Raw genomic sequence first — 18,643 nt, forward strand, 5'->3', positions numbered from 1 at the left:
AAGAGCCGACCAACTAGCCGAGCGGGTCAGCCCCCGCAACAACGCCGATCAGCTTGTCCGTCGTCCTAGTCGAGCGTCCGAACGTAGCGGGGGTTGGTCGGGCCAGATGCCGCGGGTATCCAGAACGCGCTTGTCGGCGCGTTCCTCGAGCGGAATCGATCGGAATACGTCATGGTCGACGAGGACGATCATGATTGGACACGTTTCGATTGCCGCATCCACGTCAATTAGCCGCGCACCGGTTGCCTCGAAGGCGTTCGGCAGATTCCGGGCATAGGGTTCGACAATTTTGATCTGGTCGGGGAATTGCCGCGCCAGCGCCAATGCCACTTTCAGCGCAGGGCTCTCGCGGAAATCGTCGATGTTTGCCTTGAAGGCGAGCCCCATGCACGCGACGGGTACACCGGGGTTGGTGGCTATCATCGCCGCCGCTGCTGCGATCACGTGGTCTGTCTTGCCGTCATTCACCTCGCGCGCCGTCCGGATCAACGGCGTATTCTTCGGGTCCGCTGCGACCAGAAACCACGGATCGACGGCGATGCAATGACCCCCTACGCCCGGTCCGGGCTGAAGGATGTTGACACGCGGGTGACGATTGGCGAGCCGGATGACCTCCCAGACGTCGACGCCCATCGTGTCGGCAACCAGGCTCAGTTCGTTGGCAAAGGCGATATTCACGTCGCGGAACGCGTTTTCGGTGAGCTTCGTCATCTCCGCTGCCCGAGCGCTGGTCGTGATACATGCGCCTCGAACAAAACGGCGGTAGAAGGTGAGCGCCTTGCGCGCACAACGGGGTGTGATCCCGCCGATGACCCGATCATTGTCGATCAATTCGACGAGAATGCGACCAGGCAACACCCGTTCGGGGCAGTAGGCGACCGCATAGTCCGAGCTTTCGCTGATGCCCGGCGCACGTAGCTCGGGGCGCAGCTCAGCGAGCAAATCGCGCACGTGCTCGGTGGTGCCGACGGGGGAGGTTGATTCAAGGATCACCGTGTCTCCAGCCTTCAAGACGGAGGAGACCGCGCGCGCCGCCTCGAGGACAAAGCCCGTGTCGGGTCTGCGATCCTCGGCGAAGGGCGTGGGAACGGCGATGACGAACACGTCCGCCGGCTCCAGCACGGTCGATGCGCGAAGGTAACCGCGTCCGACCACGCCCGAGACAAGCCCGTCCAAGTCCACTTCCTCGATGTGGACCTTGCCCGAGTTGACCGTGTCGACCACGTTCTGATGAACATCAATGCCAAGCACGCTCGCGCCAGTGCGAGCAATCACTGCCGCGGTCGGAAGGCCGATGTACCCGAGCCCGAGAACCGCGACCTTTAGCTCGTTATCTGACAGCATTGGCAATGATCTCCGCGATCCGTTCACTCGCACGGCCGTCGCCAAAGGGATTGTGGGCGCGGGCCATTGCTGCGTAGGCGCGCTCGTCGTCGAGAAGCGTGAAAACTTCGGAAACGATCCGCTCCTCGGCAGTGCCCACCAGTTTAGCGGTCCCAGCCACTACACCCTCAGGTCGTTCCGTCGTGTCTCGCATCACCAGCACGGGTTTGCCGAGCGCGGGCGCCTCCTCCTGAACCCCGCCGGAATCGGTGAGCACCAAGGTGCAGGCGTTCAGCGCTCGGATAAAATGGGGGTAATCAAGCGGTTCGATGCGCGCCACTTTATCGCGAGCGCCAAGCGTCTTTTCCATGACGGAGACGACGTTCGGGTTCGGGTGCATCGGGAACAGCACTGCAGCGTCCCGATCCTCGGCGATGCGGGCGATCGCGCGTGCAATCGCCGCCATACCGTCGCCGAAGTTTTCTCGCCGGTGAGTGGTGACCAGCACAATCCGGCGATCAGCAAAGCGGCTCAGGACGGGGTCCAATCCCGCGGCGAGCGAAGGATCATGTGAGATCCGGTCGTTCGTCCAATGAAGGGCGTCGATCACGGTGTTCCCCGTGACATGGACGCCCGACAGGATGTTCTCACGCGCGAGCGCCTCTGCTGCGGTCGCGGTGGGTGCGAAATGAAGATCTGCGATTGGCGCAACGATGCGGCGATTCACTTCTTCTGGCCACGGATGGTAGATGTTGCTCGAGCGAAGGCCCGCCTCCACATGAGCAACGGGAATCTTGCGGTAATAGGCGGCCAGAGCGGCTGTCATCGCGGTCGTGGTGTCGCCCTGCACGATGACGCGGTCGGGCTGCTCGCGATCGAGCACCTCGCCAATACCTGCCAGCAATCGGCCGGTCAGCCGGTCGAGGGTCTGGCCAGGCTCCATGAGGTCGAGATCGATGTCCGGTGAAAGCCCGGCGATCGCCAACACCTGATCGAGTAAGCCGCGATGCTGGGCGGTGACGCAGGTGCGAACCTGAATGCCTGGCTTCGCCTCTAACGCCCGCACCACGGGAAACAATTTGATAGCTTCTGGCCGGGTGCCGAAAATCACCAAGGTCTTCATGGCGACCACCTAGCACATGGCGCGTTAAGAGCAGACTAAATCCAAAATTGCGTCAGCGGCTTTGCCCTTCACCGCAGCCTCGCTAAAGCGCACCGCAACTATCGGGAGAAAACAGCGATGTCCTCTTTCAAGCCGGTGCGTAAGGCCATTTTTCCTGTGGCCGGGCTTGGGACGCGCTTCCTTCCGGCCACCAAGGCGATGCCGAAGGAGATGCTGACCGTCGTCGACAAGCCGCTGATCCAATATGCGGTCGAGGAGGCTCGAGAAGCTGGGATCGAGCAGATCATCTTCGTCACCGGTCGTGGCAAGGGGACGCTCGAGGATCATTTCGATGTGTCCTTCGAGCTAGAGGCAACGATGAAGAGTCGCGGCAAGGGCCTGGAGTTAATTGACAATATTCGGCAGGCGCCAGGTTCTCCCGTCTATGTCCGCCAGCAGGAACCCCTGGGTCTGGGCCATGCGGTCTGGTGTGCGCGTGAGATCGTGGGCGATGAGCCTTTTGCCGTTCTCCTGCCGGACGAGCTGATGGTCGGAACGCCGGGCTTTCTGGCGCAGATGGTGGAAGCGTATGAGCGCGTCGGCGGCAATCTGATCGGCGCGCTCGAGGTTTCCCCCAGCGAGACTCACAATTACGGGATTATCACTCCTGGTGCCGTCGACGGGCCTCTGACGGAGGTTCTGGAAGTTATCGAGAAGCCCGCACCGGGAACTGCCAAGTCAAACCTGATGACACCGGGCCGATATATCTTGCAACCGGAAGTGATGAAGATCCTCGATACGCCGGTGAAGGGGGCCGGCGGCGAGATACAGCTGACCGATGCCATGGCGCAATTGATCGGCAAACAGCCATTTCACGGCTACACATTTTCGGGGCGTCGGTTCGATTGCGGGGGAAAGTCCGGCTTCATCAAGGCGAATCTTGCCTTGGCACTTGAGCGGGACGACATCGGGCCCGAGGTGCGCGCCTTTGCGGAAGCGCTACTCGCCTGAGCGTGGAGAACAGGCGGGGCAGGCCGGATCCTTCGGCACACGGATGGTACGAAAGCGACAGTCCAGCAGGTCGATCAGCGTCAGCCTGCCCGCGGGATCGGCGCCGAAAGGGGTAATGGCGCGGATCGTTTCCAGTGCCGCCATGCTGCCGAGAACACCGGTGACCGGGCCAAGAATGCCCTGTTCTGAGCAGGTTGCCTCGTCGCGATCGGGTGCGCTGCCGACGAGGCAGCGGTAGCAGGGGAGGTCAGCTTCCCAACCGCGGTATACGGCCAATTGCCCCTCGAACTGGCCGACTGCAGCGGAGACAAGGGGGATCTGGAGTTGTAGCGCCGCATCGGCAACGATGAGGCGGGTCGCGAAATTGTCGCAGCCGTCCAGAATGACGTCGGCCCCGCGCAGCAGTTCTTCCGCATTGCCGGCGTTGATCCGGCGAACAATGGCCGCGGCTGTCACGAAGGGGTTGCGGCATTCGGCCGCTTTTGCAGCCTGTTCGGCCTTGAACGCGCCGGTGTCGGCCACGTCGAACAGAATCTGGCGTTGAAGGTTGGAAATGTCGATGCGATCGTCGTCGACGATGCGAATTTCGCCAAGCCCGGCTCCCGCGAGATAGGCGATCGCCGGCGCGCCAATCCCGCCAGCGCCGATCACCGCGACCGTAGCCCCCTTCAACCGTCGCTGACCCGAGCCGCCGATTTCGCGCAGGATGATCTGGCGCGCGTAGCGTTCGCGCTCTTCCGGCCCGATCGTTACTGCCACTGGAACAGCAGGGATGTGCGGAACCAGCGAGTCTCGCCGACCGGCAGAAGGTTGGCGCGCGCCATGCTGAGCATCACGCCGGACGCATATTGTTCGACGGTGGGGCAGCCGATCGCTTGCGGATGGATCCGGCGCAACTGGCCGTCCTCCGCGACAAGCACTGCAAGATTGACCCGCAACCTTTTGTCGGCCGCCTCGCAGCGCCGCGCCGCGACCTCATCCCGGACGAAGGAGGAGAGGGCGGGCGGCATCGTGCGCCGGCGACGGAACTTCAGTTCGGGAAGACCGGACAGGTCGCCCGGGACGCTGGCGGCGCTTTCCTGCGTCGCAGCCACAGTCAGCACCGGCGGGGCCTCCTCGCCCTCTGACCGGGACACGAACGCCGTCACCTGCGCCGCTTGCGCGAGTGCCAGGAGGATGACGCTCACCGCCCCGTCGACCCGAAGCCGCCACTGCCGCGATCCGTCTCGTCCAGGTCTGCGCTTTCGATCAGCGCGGCCCGCGTGACCTGCGCCGGGACAAGCTGCGCGATGCGATCGCCACGTTTGACCTCAAAAGGTGCATCGCCAAGATTGGCGAGGATCACCTTCACCTCGCCCCGATAATCGGAATCGATCGTGCCGGGGGTGTTGAGGCAGGTTATTCCATGCTTGAGCGCGATGCCGGAGCGGGGGCGCACCTGAACCTCGAAACCTTCCGGAATCGCGATCGCAAATCCCGTCGCCACCGCATGCCGTGCGCCGGGCGCAAGGGTGACATCCTCCGCAGCGACCACGTCCATGCCAGCCGCGCCCGAGGTTGCATAAGCAGGAAGGGGGAGGTCGGCACCATGCGGCAAACGACGAAGGCTGATGGTGATCACGACACATTCTCCAGCGCGTCAGCAATGCGCGCGGCGAGACGATCCGCCACGGCCTGCTTCGGCATATGTTCCCACGTTTCTACTGCGGCCGCGGACACGAGGTGGACCGCATTGGCCTCGCCGCCCATGACGTCTCCCGAGACGTCATTGGCGACGATCCAGTCGGCGCCCTTTCGCGCGAGCTTGGCCTGGGCGTGAGGAACGACATTCTCGGTTTCAGCGGCAAATCCGATCAGGAGACGTGGACGCTGTGAGCCACGACCGAGCCCGGCGAGGATATCGGGATTCTCCACGAGACGCAGATCCGGAAGCGTTCCCGTGCCGTCTTTCTTTATCTTCTGCTCGGCCGCGCCGTCCGAACGCCAGTCCGCAACCGCCGCCACCAGCACCGCGGCATCGGCGGGAAGGGCGGCGTCGACTGCGGCGTGCATCTCGCGCGCGGTCTCGACATCAATACGGCTCACACCAGGTGGGGTCGGCAGTGACACCGGGCCGGCAACGAGCGTCACGCGAGCGCCAAGCGCGGCCAGTGCGCCGGCGATCGCGAAGCCCTGTTTGCCGGAGGAGCGATTGGCGATGTACCGCACCGGATCGATCGGCTCATGTGTCGGGCCGGCGGTGACCAGCACATGCTTGCCGGCAAGGCGAGCGCCCGGTGCCGCAATCTGACCGACGGCATCTGCGGGCGCCGGCGCCAGGCCAAGCTGCCGTTCCACCTCGGCGACGATCGCCGTCGGCTCCGGCAATCTGCCGGGTCCGAATTCGCCGCACGCCATCGCCCCTTCATCGGGGGCCATGATCCGCACGCCGTCGGCGCGCAGCTGCGCGACGTTGCGCTGGGTTGCGGGGTGCTGCCACATGCGCACGTTCATCGCAGGCGCGGCAAGCACGGGCTTGTCCGTGGCGAGCAGGAGCGTGGTGGCGAGATCGTTCGCCAGTCCGCCGGCCATGCGGGCGAGCAGGTCTGCGGTGGCCGGCGCGACGAGCACCAGATCGGCCTGCCGGCTGAGCTGGATATGGCCCATCTCTGCCTCGTCCTTCAGGTCCCACAGCGTGGTGTGAACTTCCTGTTCCGACAAGGCGGCCAGCGTCATGGGCGTGACGAAGTGGCTGCCGCCCTCGGTAAGGACGCAGCGGACACTATGCCCGCCCTTGCGGAGCAAGCGGATAATCTCACACGCCTTATATGCGGCAATTCCGCCACCGACGATCAGGAGGATGCGGCTCATGAAGCCGTTCTTGTCACGGTGATGCGGCGTCTGTCGAGCGCTGCGCGCAGCAGATCGCGCAGCGCATCGGGGATGAAGATGAGCCCGATCAGCGAAACAGGCGCAACAAGATAGGCAAGGCCCGACAGGTCCGTCGGCGCCACGAGCGACAGGAAGAGGAGATATCCGACGAGCGTCGCCAGCACGCGCGCGGCGAGCGGATCGCGCCAGGCGGACCATCCGGCAATCGCCAGACCCATCGCCATAGCCGCGAGGGACAAGGGCGCGATCGACAGGAGCGTCGCCGTGATAAGCGAGCGAACCGCAAAGCCGAAGCCCAGGATGCCGGGCCACCCGATCCACGGCTGATCCAGCGGTCCGGTGACGGCGCCGACGGCGCGGGCATGGAACCAGAGCGCGGCGGCAAAGACGATGGCCGCAATGCCCCAGCCCAGCATCTCGCGCCCATTGCGTTCCGCCAGCGCGAATGCAGCCATGATGATGGCAAACAGCGCCGCGCCCTCATGAATCAGCATCGCGCATAGGCCGATCGCGACCGACGCCATGGTGCGTCCCGGTAAGCGAATGGCCAGTGACAGGGCGATCATCAGCCCTGCCCATAGTTCGTGTTCGGTGACCTGCTGCCCGAGCAGTGCCGTCCCCATGCCACCCGCCGCCAGCAGGGTCGCGGCGAGGCGGGGGATCGGGCGCGGCAGAATGTCACGAAGGCGGCGCCACCATGACGCGAGTGTCAGCAGGGCAAGCGCGTAGAGCAGAAGCGCCGCGGCCACTGGGCTGACGCTGGCCTGGATCACCGACAGCGTGGGGAGCCGCACCGCGACCCAGGGCCGGACCGGTCGGTCGCCCGCACGCAGCGCGTCGATGACCGCGGAATAATAATCCGCGCCGTGGCGCAGCGCGTCGACTGTCGAGCCATAAACGATCGCACTCGCCTGATCGTCGACCGGGGCTGCGGCCTGCTGCAGCGACGGAGTGCCGAGCGCCGTCAGCGAGGCGAGCAGAAGCAGCGCCAGCAGCGCCAGGAACAGGCGCGCGCGCGGTCGCGGCAATCCCACAAAGCGGGACGGCGCGGCGAGCAGGAGAGGGCGGCCGACGGCCGTACGCATGTCAGCCGATCATCGTCCAGGTTGCCGCAATCCCGGCGAGCGCGCTGGCGAGGCCAACCGCGGCATAGCGCCAGCCACCGCCGATCCGCACGACCTCAATCTCGCGAAGCGGGGGCGCGGGCGGCGCGCCGCCGGGCGGCGGGAAGCGTGCCTCGATGCGGCGGACCAGTTCGGGCAGGCGGTACAGCGTCTTTACGTCCGAGACGATGCGGTCGGCGATGGCGGCTTCCGGCCCCAATTCGGTGCGGATCCATTCCTCGACCAGCGGCCCGGCGGTCTCCCAAAGGTTGATGTCGGGATCGAGCGCGGTCGCGACACCTTCGACCATCACCATCGTCTTTTGCAGCAGCAGAAGGTGCGGCTGGGTGACCATGTCGAAGTCGCGGGTGATCGAGAAGAGCCCATCGAGCATCATCCCGATCGACATTTCCTTCACCGGGAGGCCGCGCATCGGCTCACCCACGGCGCGCAACGCGGTGGCGAACTCGGCGACATCATGGTGCGGCGGGACGTAACCCGCCTCAAAGTGAATCTCGGCGACGCGCCGGTAATTGCCGGTGATCAGCCCGTAGAGGATCTCGGCGAGCCAGATTCGCGCCCGCCGATCGATCCGGCCCATGATGCCGAAGTCGACCGCCGCGATGCGGTTGCCGGGCAAGGCGAAGAGATTGCCCTGATGGAGATCGGCGTGGAAGAACCCCTCGGCGATCGCCTGGCGCAAAAAGGCGTGGATCAGCGTCTGGGCGAGCAGCGGAAGGTCGTAGCCGGCAGCCGCGAGCGCCTCGCGGTTCGACAGCTTGATGCCATCGATCCATTCGAGCGTGAGCACCTTTCCTGATGTGCGTGCCCAGTCGATCGCCGGCACGTGGAAATTGGGCTCCGAGGCCATGCCCTCGGCCAGTTCGCTGGCGGAGGCGGCTTCGCGGCGGAAATCGAGTTCGCGCGCCGTCCAGCGCTTGAAGGTGGCGATGACGAGCCGCGGCTGGAGCCGGGTGATCTCGCCGCCGCCGTTGCGATCCGCGGCCTCAAGCTGAGCCGCGGCCCATTCATAGGTGTCGATCGCTTCGGCGAAATCGGCCTCGACGCCGGGGCGCTGCACTTTGACCGCGACGGGACGACCGTCGATAGTGACGGCGCGGTGGACCTGCGCGATCGACGCGGCGCCGACTGGGGTTTCGTCGAAGCTGGCGAAGAGGGTTTCCAGCGGGCGGCCGAGGCTCTTCTCAATCTGCGGCTTGATGACGCTGAACGGTAGGGGCGGGAGCGCGTCCTGCAGGCGCAGGAGGTCGAGCGCCGCCTCGTCGCCGACGATGTCGGGACGGGTGGCGAGCGTCTGGCCGAGCTTGATCGCGGCGGGGCCGATCGCCTCGAACGCATCGGCATAGCCCGGCTGCGCCGGCACGCGCGCACCGAAGCGGGCGAGGCGCAGCATCCGCCGCACGCGAGGCGGGGTGTTCGGATCCTGCTCCAGGCCACGCAGCGCGCCGTGGCGGGCGAGCGTGCGGCCCCATTTGAGCAGGCGCCAGCTATGGACGATCGAACTGGTCACTTACCTCTCCCACGCCGGGGAGAGGGGACGGGCAGCGATCATATCTTCCAGCCGCTGTGGATCGCGACCAGCCCGCCGAGCAGCGGCTCCACCTTCGTCTGGGTGAAGCCGGCGTCGCGGATCATGCCCTCGAACGTCGGCATGTCGGGGAAACGGCGGATCGATTCGATGAGGTAGCGGTAACTGTCTGCGTCCTGCGCGAGCAGCTGGCCCAGCTTCGGCACCATCTTGTGCGAATAGGTGTCGTACACCTCCTTGAACCCCGGCCAGGTGGTGGTCGAGAATTCAAGGCAGAAGAAGCGGCCGCCGCGGCGGAGCACGCGATGTGCCTCGCGCAGGGCGGCGGGAATGTCCGTCACGTTCCGGATGCCGAAGGCGATGGTGTAGGCATCGAAGAAACGGTCCGGGAAGGTCAGCGATTCGGCGTTCGCCTCCGTCCAGACCAGGCCGTCGATGCCGCGGTCCTGTGCCCGCTTCATGCCGACCTCAAGCATCGCGGGGTTGATGTCAGCGACGGTGATCGATGCGCCGGATGTCGCGAGCCGGAAGGCGATGTCGCCGGTGCCGCCGGCCATGTCGAGGATCTGCTCCCCGGCGCGCGGCTTCACGCGGCGCACGAAGCGGTCCTTCCACAAACGGTGCATGCCGCCTGACATGGCATCGTTCATCAGATCGTAGCGGCTGGCGACGTTGGTGAAGACGCCGCCGACGCGGGCGGTCTTCTCCGTGGCGGGGATGTCCTCGTAGCCGAAGGAGACGGTTTCGCTCATGGTCGCGGCTCTAGCCCGGTGCAGCGCAGCGGGCTAGGGGGCGCAGGTGCCGGAATTACCTGAAGTCGAAACCACGGTGAGAGGGCTGCGCCCCGTGCTGGAAGGCGCGCGGGTCGTCTCGCTGGAGCTGCGCCGGCCCGATCTGCGCCGGCCCTTCCCGGATGACCTGAGGCAGGTAATGACCGGCGCGACGATCACGAGCCTCGGGCGACGGGCGAAATATGGCCTGATCAATACCGATCGCGACCAGGCGATGATCTTTCACCTGGGCATGTCGGGGCGGTGGCGGGTCGATCCGCAGGAGCTGCTGCCGCACGACCACCTGGTGATCGAGACCGACGCAGGGCGCCGTGTCGCGCTGAACGATCCGCGCCGATTTGGCTCGGTGGACCTGTGGCCGAGCTCGGACATCGGGTCGTTTCCGGCGTTCATCGGCCTGGGTCCGGAACCACTTGGCCCCGAACTGACCGCCGCCGGCCTTAAACAGGCGCTGCATGGCCGGCGGGCATCGATCAAGCTGATGCTGCTCGACCAGCGCATCGTCGCGGGCCTCGGCAATATCTATGTCTGCGAGGCGCTGTACCTGGCGCGCATTTCCCCCAAGCGCGCGGCGGGGCGAATATCGCTGGCGCGACTCGAGCGACTCGTCGAGGCGATTCGGGCGGTTCTGCTGTCGGCGATCGAAGCGGGCGGATCGTCGCTGCGCGATTATGCCCGGCCGGACGGCGAACTGGGGTATTTTTCCAAGCAATTCGCGGTTTATGGCCGCGAAGGGCAGCCGTGCGCTTGCGGCGGAACGGTGCAGCGTTATGCAGAGGGCGGACGTTCCACCTTCTGGTGTCCGACGTGCCAGCGCGGTTGACCAAGACGAGCGATATCGTTAAGGGCAGCGGCTTCCAGGGCGATGGGTGTTCCCGCCGCCCTTTTTTCATCGACCGATATTTCGAGGACTGTAAATGGCGAACACGCCGCAAGCGAAGAAGCGCATCCGCCGCAACCAGCGCCGGGCCGAAATCAATGGTGCGCGCGTGAGCCGCATCCGCACCTTCGTGAAGAAGGTCGAGGCAGCGCTCGCAGCGGGTGACAAGACGGCCGCATCGGCAGCCCTTGCAGCGGTTCAGCCGGAACTGCAGCGTGGCGTCGCGCGTGGCGTGCTCCACCGCAACACTGCCAGCCGCAAGTTCTCGCGTCTGACCAAGCGCCTGTCGGCGCTCGCCTGATCCAGCGGGCCTTCCCGGAAAAGGGGAGGCCGAGGATAGCGAAAAGGCCGGGTGGCTTTGGTGCCACCCGGCCTTTTGCCGTGCGCGCTCGTCGCGTCGCAACTCGCCCGATCAGAGGAAGGCGCGGCCGCCGGTGACCGGGATGGTCGCGCCGGTGATGTAGCTGGCCTCGTCGCTGGCGAGCCAGACATAGGGCGGCGCCACCTCTGCCGGCTGGCCGGCGCGGCCGATCGGCGTGTCGCTGCCGAAGTTCTTCACCTTTTCGACCGGCATCGTGGACGGGATCAGCGGCGTCCAGATCGGGCCCGGCGCGACCGCGTTCACGCGGATCTTGCGATCGGCCAGCATTTTCCCGAGCCCGGCAGTGAAATTGTAGATCGCGCCCTTCGTCGTCGCATAGGCGAGCAGTTGCTCGCTGGGATCCTCGGCATTGATCGAGCTGGTGTTGATGATCGAACTGCCCGGCTTCATGTGCGCGACGGCTGCCTTCGCCAGATAGAACATAGAATGGATGTTGGTGGCGAAGGTCACCTGCCATTCTTCGTCGGAGATATCCTCCAGCCGGGCAAAGGTGGCCTGATGGGCGGCATTGTTGACGAGGATGTCGATCCGCCCGAACGCCTCTGCCGTCTGGGCGACGATGGCGCGGGCATGGGCGGGATCGCTGATGTCGCCGGGCAGCAGGATTGCGCGACGGCCAGCGTCCTCCACCAGCCGCTTGGTCTCCTCGGCATCCTCATGTTCGTCGAGATAGCTGATCGCCACATCGGCGCCCTCCCGGGCATAAGCGATCGCGACGGCGCGGCCGATGCCGCTGTCGGCGCCAGTGACGAGGGCGCGTCGGTCGAGCAGGCGGCCGTGGCCGACATAGCTGTCCTCGCCATGATCGGGGCGCGGATCCATCGGCGCGGTGCGGCCGGGCATCGGCTGCTGCTGTTCGGGGTAGGGCGGTTCAGGACGGCGGGGCATGGCATTCCTCATGATGGGGATGCCATCAACAAGTCGCGGGAACGGTGGCCGTTCCGCGCGATCCACGCTCCCTAAACACAGATCAGCCTATCCGGCGGCTGCGGGCACGCAAGATGCCGGCAGCCGCCGCGTGCCTAGCGCAATGAGCGATTGCCGAAGTTGAGCCGGGTATAGACCATGAAGCTCTTCAACCCATCGTCGCCGTAGAAGGGCTTAAGCGCGCTGCCGGTCACTCGCGATGTGCGCCTCGCCTTCGGTGGTCTCGCCAGCCACGGTCGTCGCCCAGTTCGCGCCCGGGCCGAGTGGCTTGTTCCACGTCGCCGAGGCGGTCGTGCGCTGCTCATTTTCGTCGGGGTGCAATTGCTCGGGCGATTTCAGGAAGCCGGTGGACGCCTGGAGCGACAGATTGGCGGTCGGATTCCAGAAGGCGCGGACCGACCAGCTGTCGAGCCGCGGCGTTTCGATGTCCCAGCGCTTCTCGTCCGGCTCGCGGCCCTTGAAGGCGCTCGCCTCGATCTTCCAGGTGCGGGTGGAGAGACCTGCCGTGATGACGCCCCAGGTGATGTGGGTCGAATCGAACCAATGGTGGCCGAGCGGCGCCTCCGGGTTATCGAGCCCGGAGAGGCGATGCATGAAGGTGGGGGGGCCAAGCGCGGGCTCGCCAGGAAGGCCGGCGTAAAGGAAGGCGGCGCGGCCATTGCCCAGATCGTGCGAATAGCTGACCGCAAGCTCCATGAAGAGATCGTGCGGATGCTGGCGATCGACCAGCTTGTTCACGCCGTCCGCCGTTTCGCCGACCGCGAACAGCAAGGGATAGCCGCGGCGACCCATCAAGGGATCGAGCGACAACATGCCGCGAAGGCCCAGCCGGCCATGTTCGCCGATCGGGCGATTGGCCATGACCATCGCCATCGATTCGACGAAATTGTGCCGGTCGCCGCGCGGACCGCCCTGGTCGGAATGAACCAGCGTCGCATTGCCCTGCGCCATGCCCATCCAGTCGCCGGCGTGGAACATGGTGGCGAGCACCGGCGAGCTATCCGGTTGCCACGCCGTGCCCGATGCCTCGCGGCTCATCCCATAGGGGCCAAGCATCGCCGGCATCTGATGATCCGCGCCATGGTTCATGGCGGCCGCGCCATGTGCGGCATGATCCATCATCGGCGCGTCGTGTTGCGGTTCCTGGCCGTGGCCGCTGTGAGCGGCATGCGCGCCCGCCTGAGGCGTCACGGCCTCACGCATGTCGTGCCCGGCGTGTGGGTCGCCCTGCGTCGTCGGCGCGGCTGGTGAGGGCGGTGCTGCCGGCGTGGCCGGGCCGGTGTGATGATGGCCATGGCCTTGCGCCCTGTGTGCGTCGGCGGCCTGCGACGGCTCCTGCGCACGGGCCGCCGCCGGGAGGGCGATCGCAGCGCCGGCGACCAACGTCATCATCGTCTTCATCGTACAAGCATCCAGATCGCCATCCCAAGCATGAAGAGGTTTTCGGTAAGAGAGACAAAGCCCAGCGGCACGTTGCTCGACCCGCCGACACAGGCGCATTTCAGCGTGCGCCGATCGATATAGACCGCCTTGAACACCGACACCGCGCCGACGCCGCCGAGCAGCAGCGCGAGCGGGATCGAGATCCAGTCGAGCACGCCCGCCGTCATCAGCACCCCGGCCAGCGCCTCTCCGAAGGGATACAGATAGGCATAGGGCACCCAGCGCCGGGCGAGCAGATCGTAGGAGAGGAACATGGTCGAGAACCGTTCCACGTCCTGAAGCTTCAGCAGCGCGAGCACGCACATCGACAGGCTGACGAACCACATCGCCGCCTGTTCGGTGAAGGGGGTGGCGAAGGCGGCGAGGCTGGCGGCGAGCGCCATCAGCGCGGTCATCGCGAAGACCGCGATCACCGGGCGATAGCTGGTCTCGCCCGGCGCGGGCATCCGCTTGCCCAGGAAGCGTGTCAGATCGTCGTTGCCGCCGATGCGCTGCCCGTCGATGAAGGTCTGCGGCGTGGTCTGTACGCCGTGCGCCGCCTTGAACGCGTCCACCTCCGCGCGGGTGCGCAGCGGGCGATCCTCGACGACATAGCCATGACGTTCCAGCCGCCATTTCGACTTCAGGCCGGAGGGGCACAGATGGTCGGGCAGCACCATCCGGTATAGAACGGCTGTCTTGTCGCGCCGCATGGTCATTGAAGCTCCTTACGCGCCGGTCCTTGTTCGGTGCGTTCGGAGGCCGATATAGGTTCTGTACTATGGTACGGAGTCAATGGGGTGGCAGGCATGGGATCGATGACGATTGCCGGACTGGCGCGCGAGGGCGGCGTCGGGGTCGAGACGATCCGTTATTATCAGCGCCGCGGACTGCTGAGCGAGCCCGAGCGGCCCGCCAACGGCGTGCGACGCTATGACGGCGAAGATGTGCGGCGATTGCGCTTCATTCGCGCGGCGCAGGGTGCCGGTTTCTCACTGGAGCAGATCGGGGAATTGCTGGCGTTGGACGCTGCACAGGACCGGGCGCGTGCCCGGGCGCTGGCGGAGAAGCGGATTGCCGAGTTGGATCGCCGGATCGCGGACCTGCAGGCGGCGCGCAACTGGCTGAGCGAGTTGGAGCGCGACTGCGCCTCGGGCAATGCCGGGCCGTGCCCGATCCTGAAGGCGTTTGCGGGGTAGCGGGCGCACGTTCTGGTGCGCTCGCCGACAAGGAAATGAAGGGCGCTGACGCGCGCCGCCGGGCGTCAGCGAATGGCGATCAGTGACTTGGTCAGCCCCATAACGCGTTCGCGCTCGATGACGGCATCGGGAAAGAGATGCTGCATTTGTCGTGCGGTCAGGAGGTTGACGGACTGCACGTTCGCGATCGCTGCACCCACGTTGTCCTGGCGGGCGCGAAAGCCAAAGCCGCGGCGCATCAGCAGTTCCATTCGCAACGCCTCCGGCAACCAGTGAAACCCGAGGGTGCGGAAATGCGGCTCCAGCGGGAACCACATGTTCGGGGTTTGAACAAAATAGTGTGGGGCGAGGCGGCGGACTTCCGCAGCCATTGCCGTCATCTCGCGCCAGTGACCGACATGCTCGATCACGCTGTTCGAATGGACGATGTCGAACGTGTTCGCGGGATGATCTGCCATGTGGCAGGCGTCGCCGGGGCGCAGGTGATAACATCCGTCATCCAGTGTCGGGGCGCCCAGGTTGACGATGGTGATATCGAGATCGAGCCGTTCCCAGACTGGTCTGGTCGTCTGCCAATAGGCCTTTGACCCGCCCAGATCGAGCACCCGGATCTGTCGCCCATCCGTCAGACAGTGCCGTTCCATATGATCGACAAAGCGCTGGAGCCGCCTTCGCCGGTAGGATGAGCCATCGATCTCTGCCTCGATCTCCTTGTCGGCGCGAGTCGTGGGCGCAGCGAGACTCACCATCGCCGACTCGCGCATAGACCACGGGCGCCGAGGGCAGCGAACAGCTTGTCGGGGTAGGCGGGATTATTCCTCCCAGTCGTTTCGTCGCGCGCGTCAAGCCACCGCATGAAGTCCCCCCTTGGTCAATCGCCGCCGGGTTGCAGCACGGTCACCTGCGGTCGGCAAGGTTGCAGGTCGGTCTTCTCGCCCGATACGGATGAGAAAATCCGGCGAGCTCTGTTGGATACCGCTTGCGGCGGGAGACGCCGTGATGCGGTTGATCTTGATCGGCGGCGGGAGACGCCTTGCACCGGCAGCGTGGCACGCCCGGAGGCTGTGCGCTGGTGACCCCTACGGGACTCGAACCCGTGTTTTCGCCGTGAGAGGGCGACGTCCTAGACCGCTAGACGAAGGGGCCGTGCAAGCGGGAGCGGCGCCTCTACGGGGGTCGCGGCGGGTCGTCAACCCACCGCGACATCCTTTTTCATTTCAGGCGGCTGCCTTGCGGCGCTCCGCCATCTCCGCGTTGAGCATTTCGGCGAGCAGGAAGGCCATCTCCAGGCTCTGCCCCGCGTTGAGGCGCGGGTCGCAATGCGTGTGGTAGCGGTCAGCCAGCGTCTGTTCGGTGACGTCGACGGCGCCGCCAGTGCATTCGGTGACGTTCTGCCCGGTCATTTCGGCGTGGATGCCGCCGGCGTGCGTCCCCTCTGCGCGGTGAACCGCGAAGAAGCCGCGGACCTCGGCCAGGATCCGCTCGAACGGGCGGGTCTTGTAGCCGTTCGCTGCCTTCACGACGTTGCCGTGCATCGGATCGCAGCTCCAGACCACCGGATGCCCTTCGCGCGTGACGGCGCGCAGCAGCTTGGGGAAGGCCGCCTCGATCTTGTCATGGCCGTAGCGGGTGATCAGCGTCATGCGGCCGGGGATGCGGCCGGGATTGAGCGTGTCGAGCAGGCGCAGCAGCACGTCGGGCTCCAACGTCGGTCCGCACTTCACGCCGATCGGATTGCCGATCCCGCGGAGGAACTCGACGTGCGCCGAGCCCTCGAACCGGGTGCGATCGCCGATCCACAGGAAGTGCGCGGACGTATCGTACCAGTCGCCGGTTAGCGAATCCTGCCGGGTCATCGCCTCCTCATAAGGAAGCAGCAGCGCCTCATGGCTGGTGTAGAAGCTTGTCTGCGCGAGCTGGGGCACGGTTTCGGGATCGATGCCGCACGCCGCCATGAAATCGAGCGCCTCGCCGATGCGATCGGCGGTTTCGGCATATTTCGCCGCCCACGGGCTGCGACCCATGTAATCCAGCGTCCAGCGATGCACCTGCGCGAGATTGGCGTAACCGCCCTGCGCGAAGGCGCGCAGCAGGTTCAGCGTCGCGGCGGACTGGGCATAGCCCTGCACCATGCGCTTCGGATCAGGGGTGCGAGATTCCGGGGTGAAGCCGATGTCGTTGACGTTGTCGCCGCGATAGCTGGGCAATTCGACGCCATCGATCGTTTCCGTCGGGGCGGAGCGCGGCTTCGCAAACTGGCCGGCCATGCGGCCGAGCTTCACCACCGGCAGCTTCGAGGCATAGGTGAGGACCACCGCCATCTGTAGGATGACGCGGAACGTGTCGCGGATGTTGTTGGGATGAAACTCGGCGAAGCTTTCCGCGCAATCGCCGCCCTGCAGCAGGAAGGCGTCGCCGGCCGCGACACGCGCGAGCTCAGCGGTCAGATTGCGCGCTTCGCCGGCAAAGACGAGCGGGGGGAAGCTGCGCAGCGTATCGGTCGCGGCGGTCAGCGCGGACTGATCGGGGTAGTCGGGGAGTTGGCGAGCCTCGTGAGAGGTCCAGCTATGAGGGGCCCAATTGGAGGCCATGGCAAGTTTCCTTTCGGCGCGCGGCCATGCAAGAAAATGTCGCAGCGCGCAAACAAGCTGTACTTTATAGCACGCCCGGGTAGGCGCCGCCATCGATCAGGAGGCTCTGCCCGGTGATAAAGCCGGCGCGATCCGAGCATAAAAAGGCGCAGGCTGCGCCAAATTCGGCCGGATCGCCGAACCTCTTGGCCGGGATGCGATCGCGGCTGCGCGCCTCTGCCGTCTCGACATCGATCGACTGCGATCTGGCGGCGAAGTTCATGACGGCGGGCAAGCGGCGGGTGGCGAACAGGCCGGGGAGGAGGAAGTTGATCGTGACATTGGCGCTCGCCACTTCGCGCGCGACGCCGGCGAGGAAGCCGGTCAGCCCGATGCGCGCGCCGCTGGAAAGATCAAGGCCGCCGGCGGGCGCCTTCACTGACCCGGAGGTGATGCACACGATGCGGCCGAAGCGCCGTTCGATCATCCCGTCGACGACCTGTTGAACGAGACGGATGGGCGTGACCATATTGGCATCGAGCCCGGCGTGGATCGCAGCCTCGTCAAGATCGCGGAAACCGCGCGGGGGCGGGCCGCCGTTGTTGTTGACGAGAATGTCTGGCCGACCGGCGGCGGCGACCAGATCGGCCTGCACCGCCGGATCACCGATGTCGCCGGCGATGGCGATCACCTCCACGCCGGCATCCTGCCGCAGCTTCGCGGCTGCTTGCTCGACCGCATCGGCATCGCGGCCGTTGATGACGAGACGGCAGCCGGCGCGGGCAAGTTCCTGCGCGCAGGCGAAGCCCAGCCCTTGGCTGGACGCGCAGACGATGGCGGTTTTGCCGGACAGGCCAAGATCCATGAACATTCTCCCGATCGAGGCCGGATCATAGGGGAGAGAGGCAGGCGGCGTCACCATCGCAAGGGCGCGGGCGGTATCGCGTGCTTGCTGCGCGGTGCACGCCTGCCTAAATCCAGATCATGGCGCATGCTCATCACGATCATCACGAACCGCAGGGTGCAGACCTGGCCGAGGCAGCCCAGGCAACGTTGGAACGTGCCGGGGAGCAATGGACCGCGATGCGCGCCAGCGTGTTTGGCGCGCTGGCCGGGTTCGATAAGCCGGCGAGCGCCTATGATATCGCCGACGCCGTTTCCAAGGCGGAGGGGCGGCGCGTTGCCGCCAACAGCGTGTACCGCATCCTGGATCTGTTCGTCGGAACGAACCTGGCCCGCAAGGTGGAGAGCGCCAACGCCTATGTCGCCAATGCGCACCCCGATTGCCTGCATGACTGCATTTTCCTGGTGTGCGATTCGTGCGGGCAGACGACTCATCTTGACGATGACCGCCTGACCGGCGGGGTCCGCGACGCGGCCTCTGCCGCTGGCTTTTCACCGGTGCGCCCGGTGATCGAGGTGCGCGGCCGCTGCGCCGCCTGCGCCGGTACCGCCCGATGATCGACGTGGCAGGAACCCGTACCATTCGACACGATCCAACCGCTGGGGTAAG

General features: G+C 65.8%; 20 protein-coding genes and 1 tRNA gene. 5 read left to right on the forward strand and 16 right to left on the reverse strand.

Translation table 11 applies throughout. The features are described from left to right. Positions 1-48 precede the first annotated feature (48 nt). Positions 49-1,344 (reverse strand): UDP-N-acetyl-D-mannosamine dehydrogenase, encoded by a 1,296-nt coding sequence (gene wecC, locus ACH0BU_RS13740; protein WP_296220906.1) that lies wholly within the window; start codon positions 1,342-1,344, stop codon positions 49-51. Continuing rightward, positions 1,331-2,446 carry a non-hydrolyzing UDP-N-acetylglucosamine 2-epimerase gene (gene wecB / locus ACH0BU_RS13745; protein WP_500264194.1) on the reverse strand — a complete coding sequence of 372 codons (1,116 nt, stop codon included), beginning with the start codon at positions 2,444-2,446 and terminating at the stop codon, positions 1,331-1,333. Before wecB ends, wecC begins: the two co-directional genes overlap by 14 nt. A 117-nt stretch (positions 2,447-2,563) precedes the next feature. Here wecB and galU point away from each other — a divergent pair, with 117 nt between their 5' ends. Further along, positions 2,564-3,436 (forward strand): UTP--glucose-1-phosphate uridylyltransferase GalU, encoded by an 873-nt coding sequence (gene galU / locus ACH0BU_RS13750; protein WP_136451354.1) that lies wholly within the window; start codon positions 2,564-2,566, stop codon positions 3,434-3,436. On the opposite strand, the gene ACH0BU_RS13755 is transcribed toward galU, so the two are convergent. Genes ACH0BU_RS13755 through ACH0BU_RS13785 form a run of 7 tightly spaced genes read right to left on the reverse strand, consistent with a single transcriptional unit; the run spans position 3,425 to position 9,711 of the window. Then, positions 3,425-4,195, reverse strand: coding sequence for a HesA/MoeB/ThiF family protein (locus ACH0BU_RS13755; protein WP_296220904.1), 771 nt, complete (start codon positions 4,193-4,195; stop codon positions 3,425-3,427). The genes galU and ACH0BU_RS13755 overlap by 12 nt on opposite strands. Then, positions 4,186-4,623, reverse strand: a complete 438-nt coding sequence (locus tag ACH0BU_RS13760) for a hypothetical protein (protein ID WP_296220903.1) — start codon at positions 4,621-4,623, stop codon at positions 4,186-4,188. Before ACH0BU_RS13760 ends, ACH0BU_RS13755 begins: the two co-directional genes overlap by 10 nt. Next, positions 4,620-5,057 carry a dUTP diphosphatase gene (dut, locus tag ACH0BU_RS13765; RefSeq protein WP_046411233.1) on the reverse strand — a complete coding sequence of 146 codons (438 nt, stop codon included), beginning with the start codon at positions 5,055-5,057 and terminating at the stop codon, positions 4,620-4,622. Before dut ends, ACH0BU_RS13760 begins: the two co-directional genes overlap by 4 nt. Then, positions 5,054-6,286 carry a bifunctional phosphopantothenoylcysteine decarboxylase/phosphopantothenate--cysteine ligase CoaBC gene (gene coaBC / locus ACH0BU_RS13770; RefSeq protein ID WP_136451350.1) on the reverse strand — a complete coding sequence of 411 codons (1,233 nt, stop codon included), beginning with the start codon at positions 6,284-6,286 and terminating at the stop codon, positions 5,054-5,056. The genes dut and coaBC overlap by 4 nt, the downstream gene beginning before the upstream one ends. Next, positions 6,283-7,392 carry a hypothetical protein gene (locus ACH0BU_RS13775; protein WP_136451349.1) on the reverse strand — a complete coding sequence of 370 codons (1,110 nt, stop codon included), beginning with the start codon at positions 7,390-7,392 and terminating at the stop codon, positions 6,283-6,285. Before ACH0BU_RS13775 ends, coaBC begins: the two co-directional genes overlap by 4 nt. 1 nt (position 7,393) lies before the next feature. Beyond that, positions 7,394-8,941 carry a 2-polyprenylphenol 6-hydroxylase gene (gene ubiB / locus ACH0BU_RS13780; RefSeq protein WP_296220902.1) on the reverse strand — a complete coding sequence of 516 codons (1,548 nt, stop codon included), beginning with the start codon at positions 8,939-8,941 and terminating at the stop codon, positions 7,394-7,396. Positions 8,942-8,979: 38 nt separating this feature from the next. After that, positions 8,980-9,711: a class I SAM-dependent methyltransferase gene (locus ACH0BU_RS13785; protein WP_136451347.1), complete on the reverse strand. Its 732-nt coding sequence runs from the start codon at positions 9,709-9,711 to the stop codon at positions 8,980-8,982. Between the two features lie 46 nt (positions 9,712-9,757). Between ACH0BU_RS13785 and mutM the strand changes: the two genes are divergently transcribed. Both mutM and rpsT read left to right on the forward strand, forming a co-directional pair. Further along, positions 9,758-10,573 carry a bifunctional DNA-formamidopyrimidine glycosylase/DNA-(apurinic or apyrimidinic site) lyase gene (gene mutM / locus ACH0BU_RS13790; RefSeq protein ID WP_125944670.1) on the forward strand — a complete coding sequence of 272 codons (816 nt, stop codon included), beginning with the start codon at positions 9,758-9,760 and terminating at the stop codon, positions 10,571-10,573. Between the two features lie 94 nt (positions 10,574-10,667). Next, positions 10,668-10,931 carry a 30S ribosomal protein S20 gene (gene rpsT / locus ACH0BU_RS13795; protein WP_046411219.1) on the forward strand — a complete coding sequence of 88 codons (264 nt, stop codon included), beginning with the start codon at positions 10,668-10,670 and terminating at the stop codon, positions 10,929-10,931. Positions 10,932-11,042: 111 nt separating this feature from the next. On the opposite strand, the gene ACH0BU_RS13800 is transcribed toward rpsT, so the two are convergent. The 3 genes from ACH0BU_RS13800 to ACH0BU_RS13810 all read right to left on the reverse strand — a co-directional run bounded on the left by ACH0BU_RS13800 (position 11,043) and on the right by ACH0BU_RS13810 (position 14,080). Then, positions 11,043-11,900, reverse strand: a complete 858-nt coding sequence (locus tag ACH0BU_RS13800) for an SDR family oxidoreductase (protein ID WP_046411218.1) — start codon at positions 11,898-11,900, stop codon at positions 11,043-11,045. 213 nt (positions 11,901-12,113) lie between these two features. Then, entirely contained in the window at positions 12,114-13,340 is a 1,227-nt protein-coding gene (locus tag ACH0BU_RS13805; protein ID WP_500264195.1) for a hypothetical protein, read from the reverse strand. Next, the gene (locus ACH0BU_RS13810; RefSeq protein ID WP_136451344.1) at positions 13,337-14,080 is read right to left on the reverse strand and encodes a MauE/DoxX family redox-associated membrane protein; all 744 of its coding nucleotides are present in this window, start codon (positions 14,078-14,080) and stop codon (positions 13,337-13,339) included. Before ACH0BU_RS13810 ends, ACH0BU_RS13805 begins: the two co-directional genes overlap by 4 nt. A gap of 90 nt (positions 14,081-14,170) precedes the next feature. On the opposite strand from ACH0BU_RS13810, the gene ACH0BU_RS13815 reads away from it, so the two are divergent. Next, positions 14,171-14,560, forward strand: a complete 390-nt coding sequence (locus tag ACH0BU_RS13815; RefSeq protein WP_136451343.1) for a MerR family transcriptional regulator — start codon at positions 14,171-14,173, stop codon at positions 14,558-14,560. A gap of 65 nt (positions 14,561-14,625) precedes the next feature. Here ACH0BU_RS13815 and ACH0BU_RS13820 read toward each other — a convergent pair whose 3' ends face one another. The 4 genes from ACH0BU_RS13820 to ACH0BU_RS13835 all read right to left on the reverse strand — a co-directional run bounded on the left by ACH0BU_RS13820 (position 14,626) and on the right by ACH0BU_RS13835 (position 17,995). Beyond that, positions 14,626-15,324 carry a class I SAM-dependent methyltransferase gene (locus ACH0BU_RS13820; RefSeq protein ID WP_197075579.1) on the reverse strand — a complete coding sequence of 233 codons (699 nt, stop codon included), beginning with the start codon at positions 15,322-15,324 and terminating at the stop codon, positions 14,626-14,628. A gap of 306 nt (positions 15,325-15,630) precedes the next feature. Then, positions 15,631-15,706, reverse strand: a tRNA-Glu gene (locus tag ACH0BU_RS13825). A gap of 71 nt (positions 15,707-15,777) precedes the next feature. Beyond that, positions 15,778-17,151 carry a class II 3-deoxy-7-phosphoheptulonate synthase gene (locus ACH0BU_RS13830; RefSeq protein ID WP_046411155.1) on the reverse strand — a complete coding sequence of 458 codons (1,374 nt, stop codon included), beginning with the start codon at positions 17,149-17,151 and terminating at the stop codon, positions 15,778-15,780. A 64-nt stretch (positions 17,152-17,215) separates the two neighbouring features. Beyond that, a complete protein-coding gene (locus ACH0BU_RS13835) occupies positions 17,216-17,995 on the reverse strand; it encodes an SDR family oxidoreductase (RefSeq protein ID WP_046411884.1) in 780 nt (259 codons plus the stop codon). Between the two features lie 119 nt (positions 17,996-18,114). Between ACH0BU_RS13835 and ACH0BU_RS13840 the strand changes: the two genes are divergently transcribed. Continuing rightward, the gene (locus ACH0BU_RS13840) at positions 18,115-18,591 is read left to right on the forward strand and encodes a Fur family transcriptional regulator (RefSeq protein WP_046411152.1); all 477 of its coding nucleotides are present in this window, start codon (positions 18,115-18,117) and stop codon (positions 18,589-18,591) included. Positions 18,592-18,643 lie beyond the last annotated feature (52 nt).

Source organism: Sphingomonas olei (assembly GCF_045369765.1).
In the GTDB taxonomy this organism is placed as follows: Bacteria; Pseudomonadota; Alphaproteobacteria; order Sphingomonadales; family Sphingomonadaceae; genus Sphingomonas; species Sphingomonas panaciterrae.

What these genes read in the sequence shown, in the direction of transcription:
- ACH0BU_RS13820 (WP_197075579.1), bottom strand. Translation starts at nt 15,324, where the DNA reads ATGCGCGAGTCGGCGATGGTGAGTCTCGCTGCGCCCACGACTCGCGCC.
- ACH0BU_RS13800 (WP_046411218.1), bottom strand. Translation starts at nt 11,900, where the DNA reads ATGCCCCGCCGTCCTGAACCGCCCTACCCCGAACAGCAGCAGCCGATG.
- ACH0BU_RS13840 (WP_046411152.1), top strand. Translation starts at nt 18,115, where the DNA reads ATGGCGCATGCTCATCACGATCATCACGAACCGCAGGGTGCAGACCTG.
- ACH0BU_RS13810 (WP_136451344.1), bottom strand. Translation starts at nt 14,080, where the DNA reads ATGACCATGCGGCGCGACAAGACAGCCGTTCTATACCGGATGGTGCTG.
- ACH0BU_RS13775 (WP_136451349.1), bottom strand. Translation starts at nt 7,392, where the DNA reads ATGCGTACGGCCGTCGGCCGCCCTCTCCTGCTCGCCGCGCCGTCCCGC.
- coaBC (WP_136451350.1), bottom strand. Translation starts at nt 6,286, where the DNA reads ATGAGCCGCATCCTCCTGATCGTCGGTGGCGGAATTGCCGCATATAAG.
- rpsT (WP_046411219.1), top strand. Translation starts at nt 10,668, where the DNA reads ATGGCGAACACGCCGCAAGCGAAGAAGCGCATCCGCCGCAACCAGCGC.
- ACH0BU_RS13830 (WP_046411155.1), bottom strand. Translation starts at nt 17,151, where the DNA reads ATGGCCTCCAATTGGGCCCCTCATAGCTGGACCTCTCACGAGGCTCGC.
- wecC (WP_296220906.1), bottom strand. Translation starts at nt 1,344, where the DNA reads ATGCTGTCAGATAACGAGCTAAAGGTCGCGGTTCTCGGGCTCGGGTAC.
- ACH0BU_RS13805 (WP_500264195.1), bottom strand. Translation starts at nt 13,340, where the DNA reads ATGAAGACGATGATGACGTTGGTCGCCGGCGCTGCGATCGCCCTCCCG.
- galU (WP_136451354.1), top strand. Translation starts at nt 2,564, where the DNA reads ATGTCCTCTTTCAAGCCGGTGCGTAAGGCCATTTTTCCTGTGGCCGGG.
- wecB (WP_500264194.1), bottom strand. Translation starts at nt 2,446, where the DNA reads ATGAAGACCTTGGTGATTTTCGGCACCCGGCCAGAAGCTATCAAATTG.
- ACH0BU_RS13815 (WP_136451343.1), top strand. Translation starts at nt 14,171, where the DNA reads ATGGGATCGATGACGATTGCCGGACTGGCGCGCGAGGGCGGCGTCGGG.
- ACH0BU_RS13785 (WP_136451347.1), bottom strand. Translation starts at nt 9,711, where the DNA reads ATGAGCGAAACCGTCTCCTTCGGCTACGAGGACATCCCCGCCACGGAG.
- ACH0BU_RS13835 (WP_046411884.1), bottom strand. Translation starts at nt 17,995, where the DNA reads ATGGATCTTGGCCTGTCCGGCAAAACCGCCATCGTCTGCGCGTCCAGC.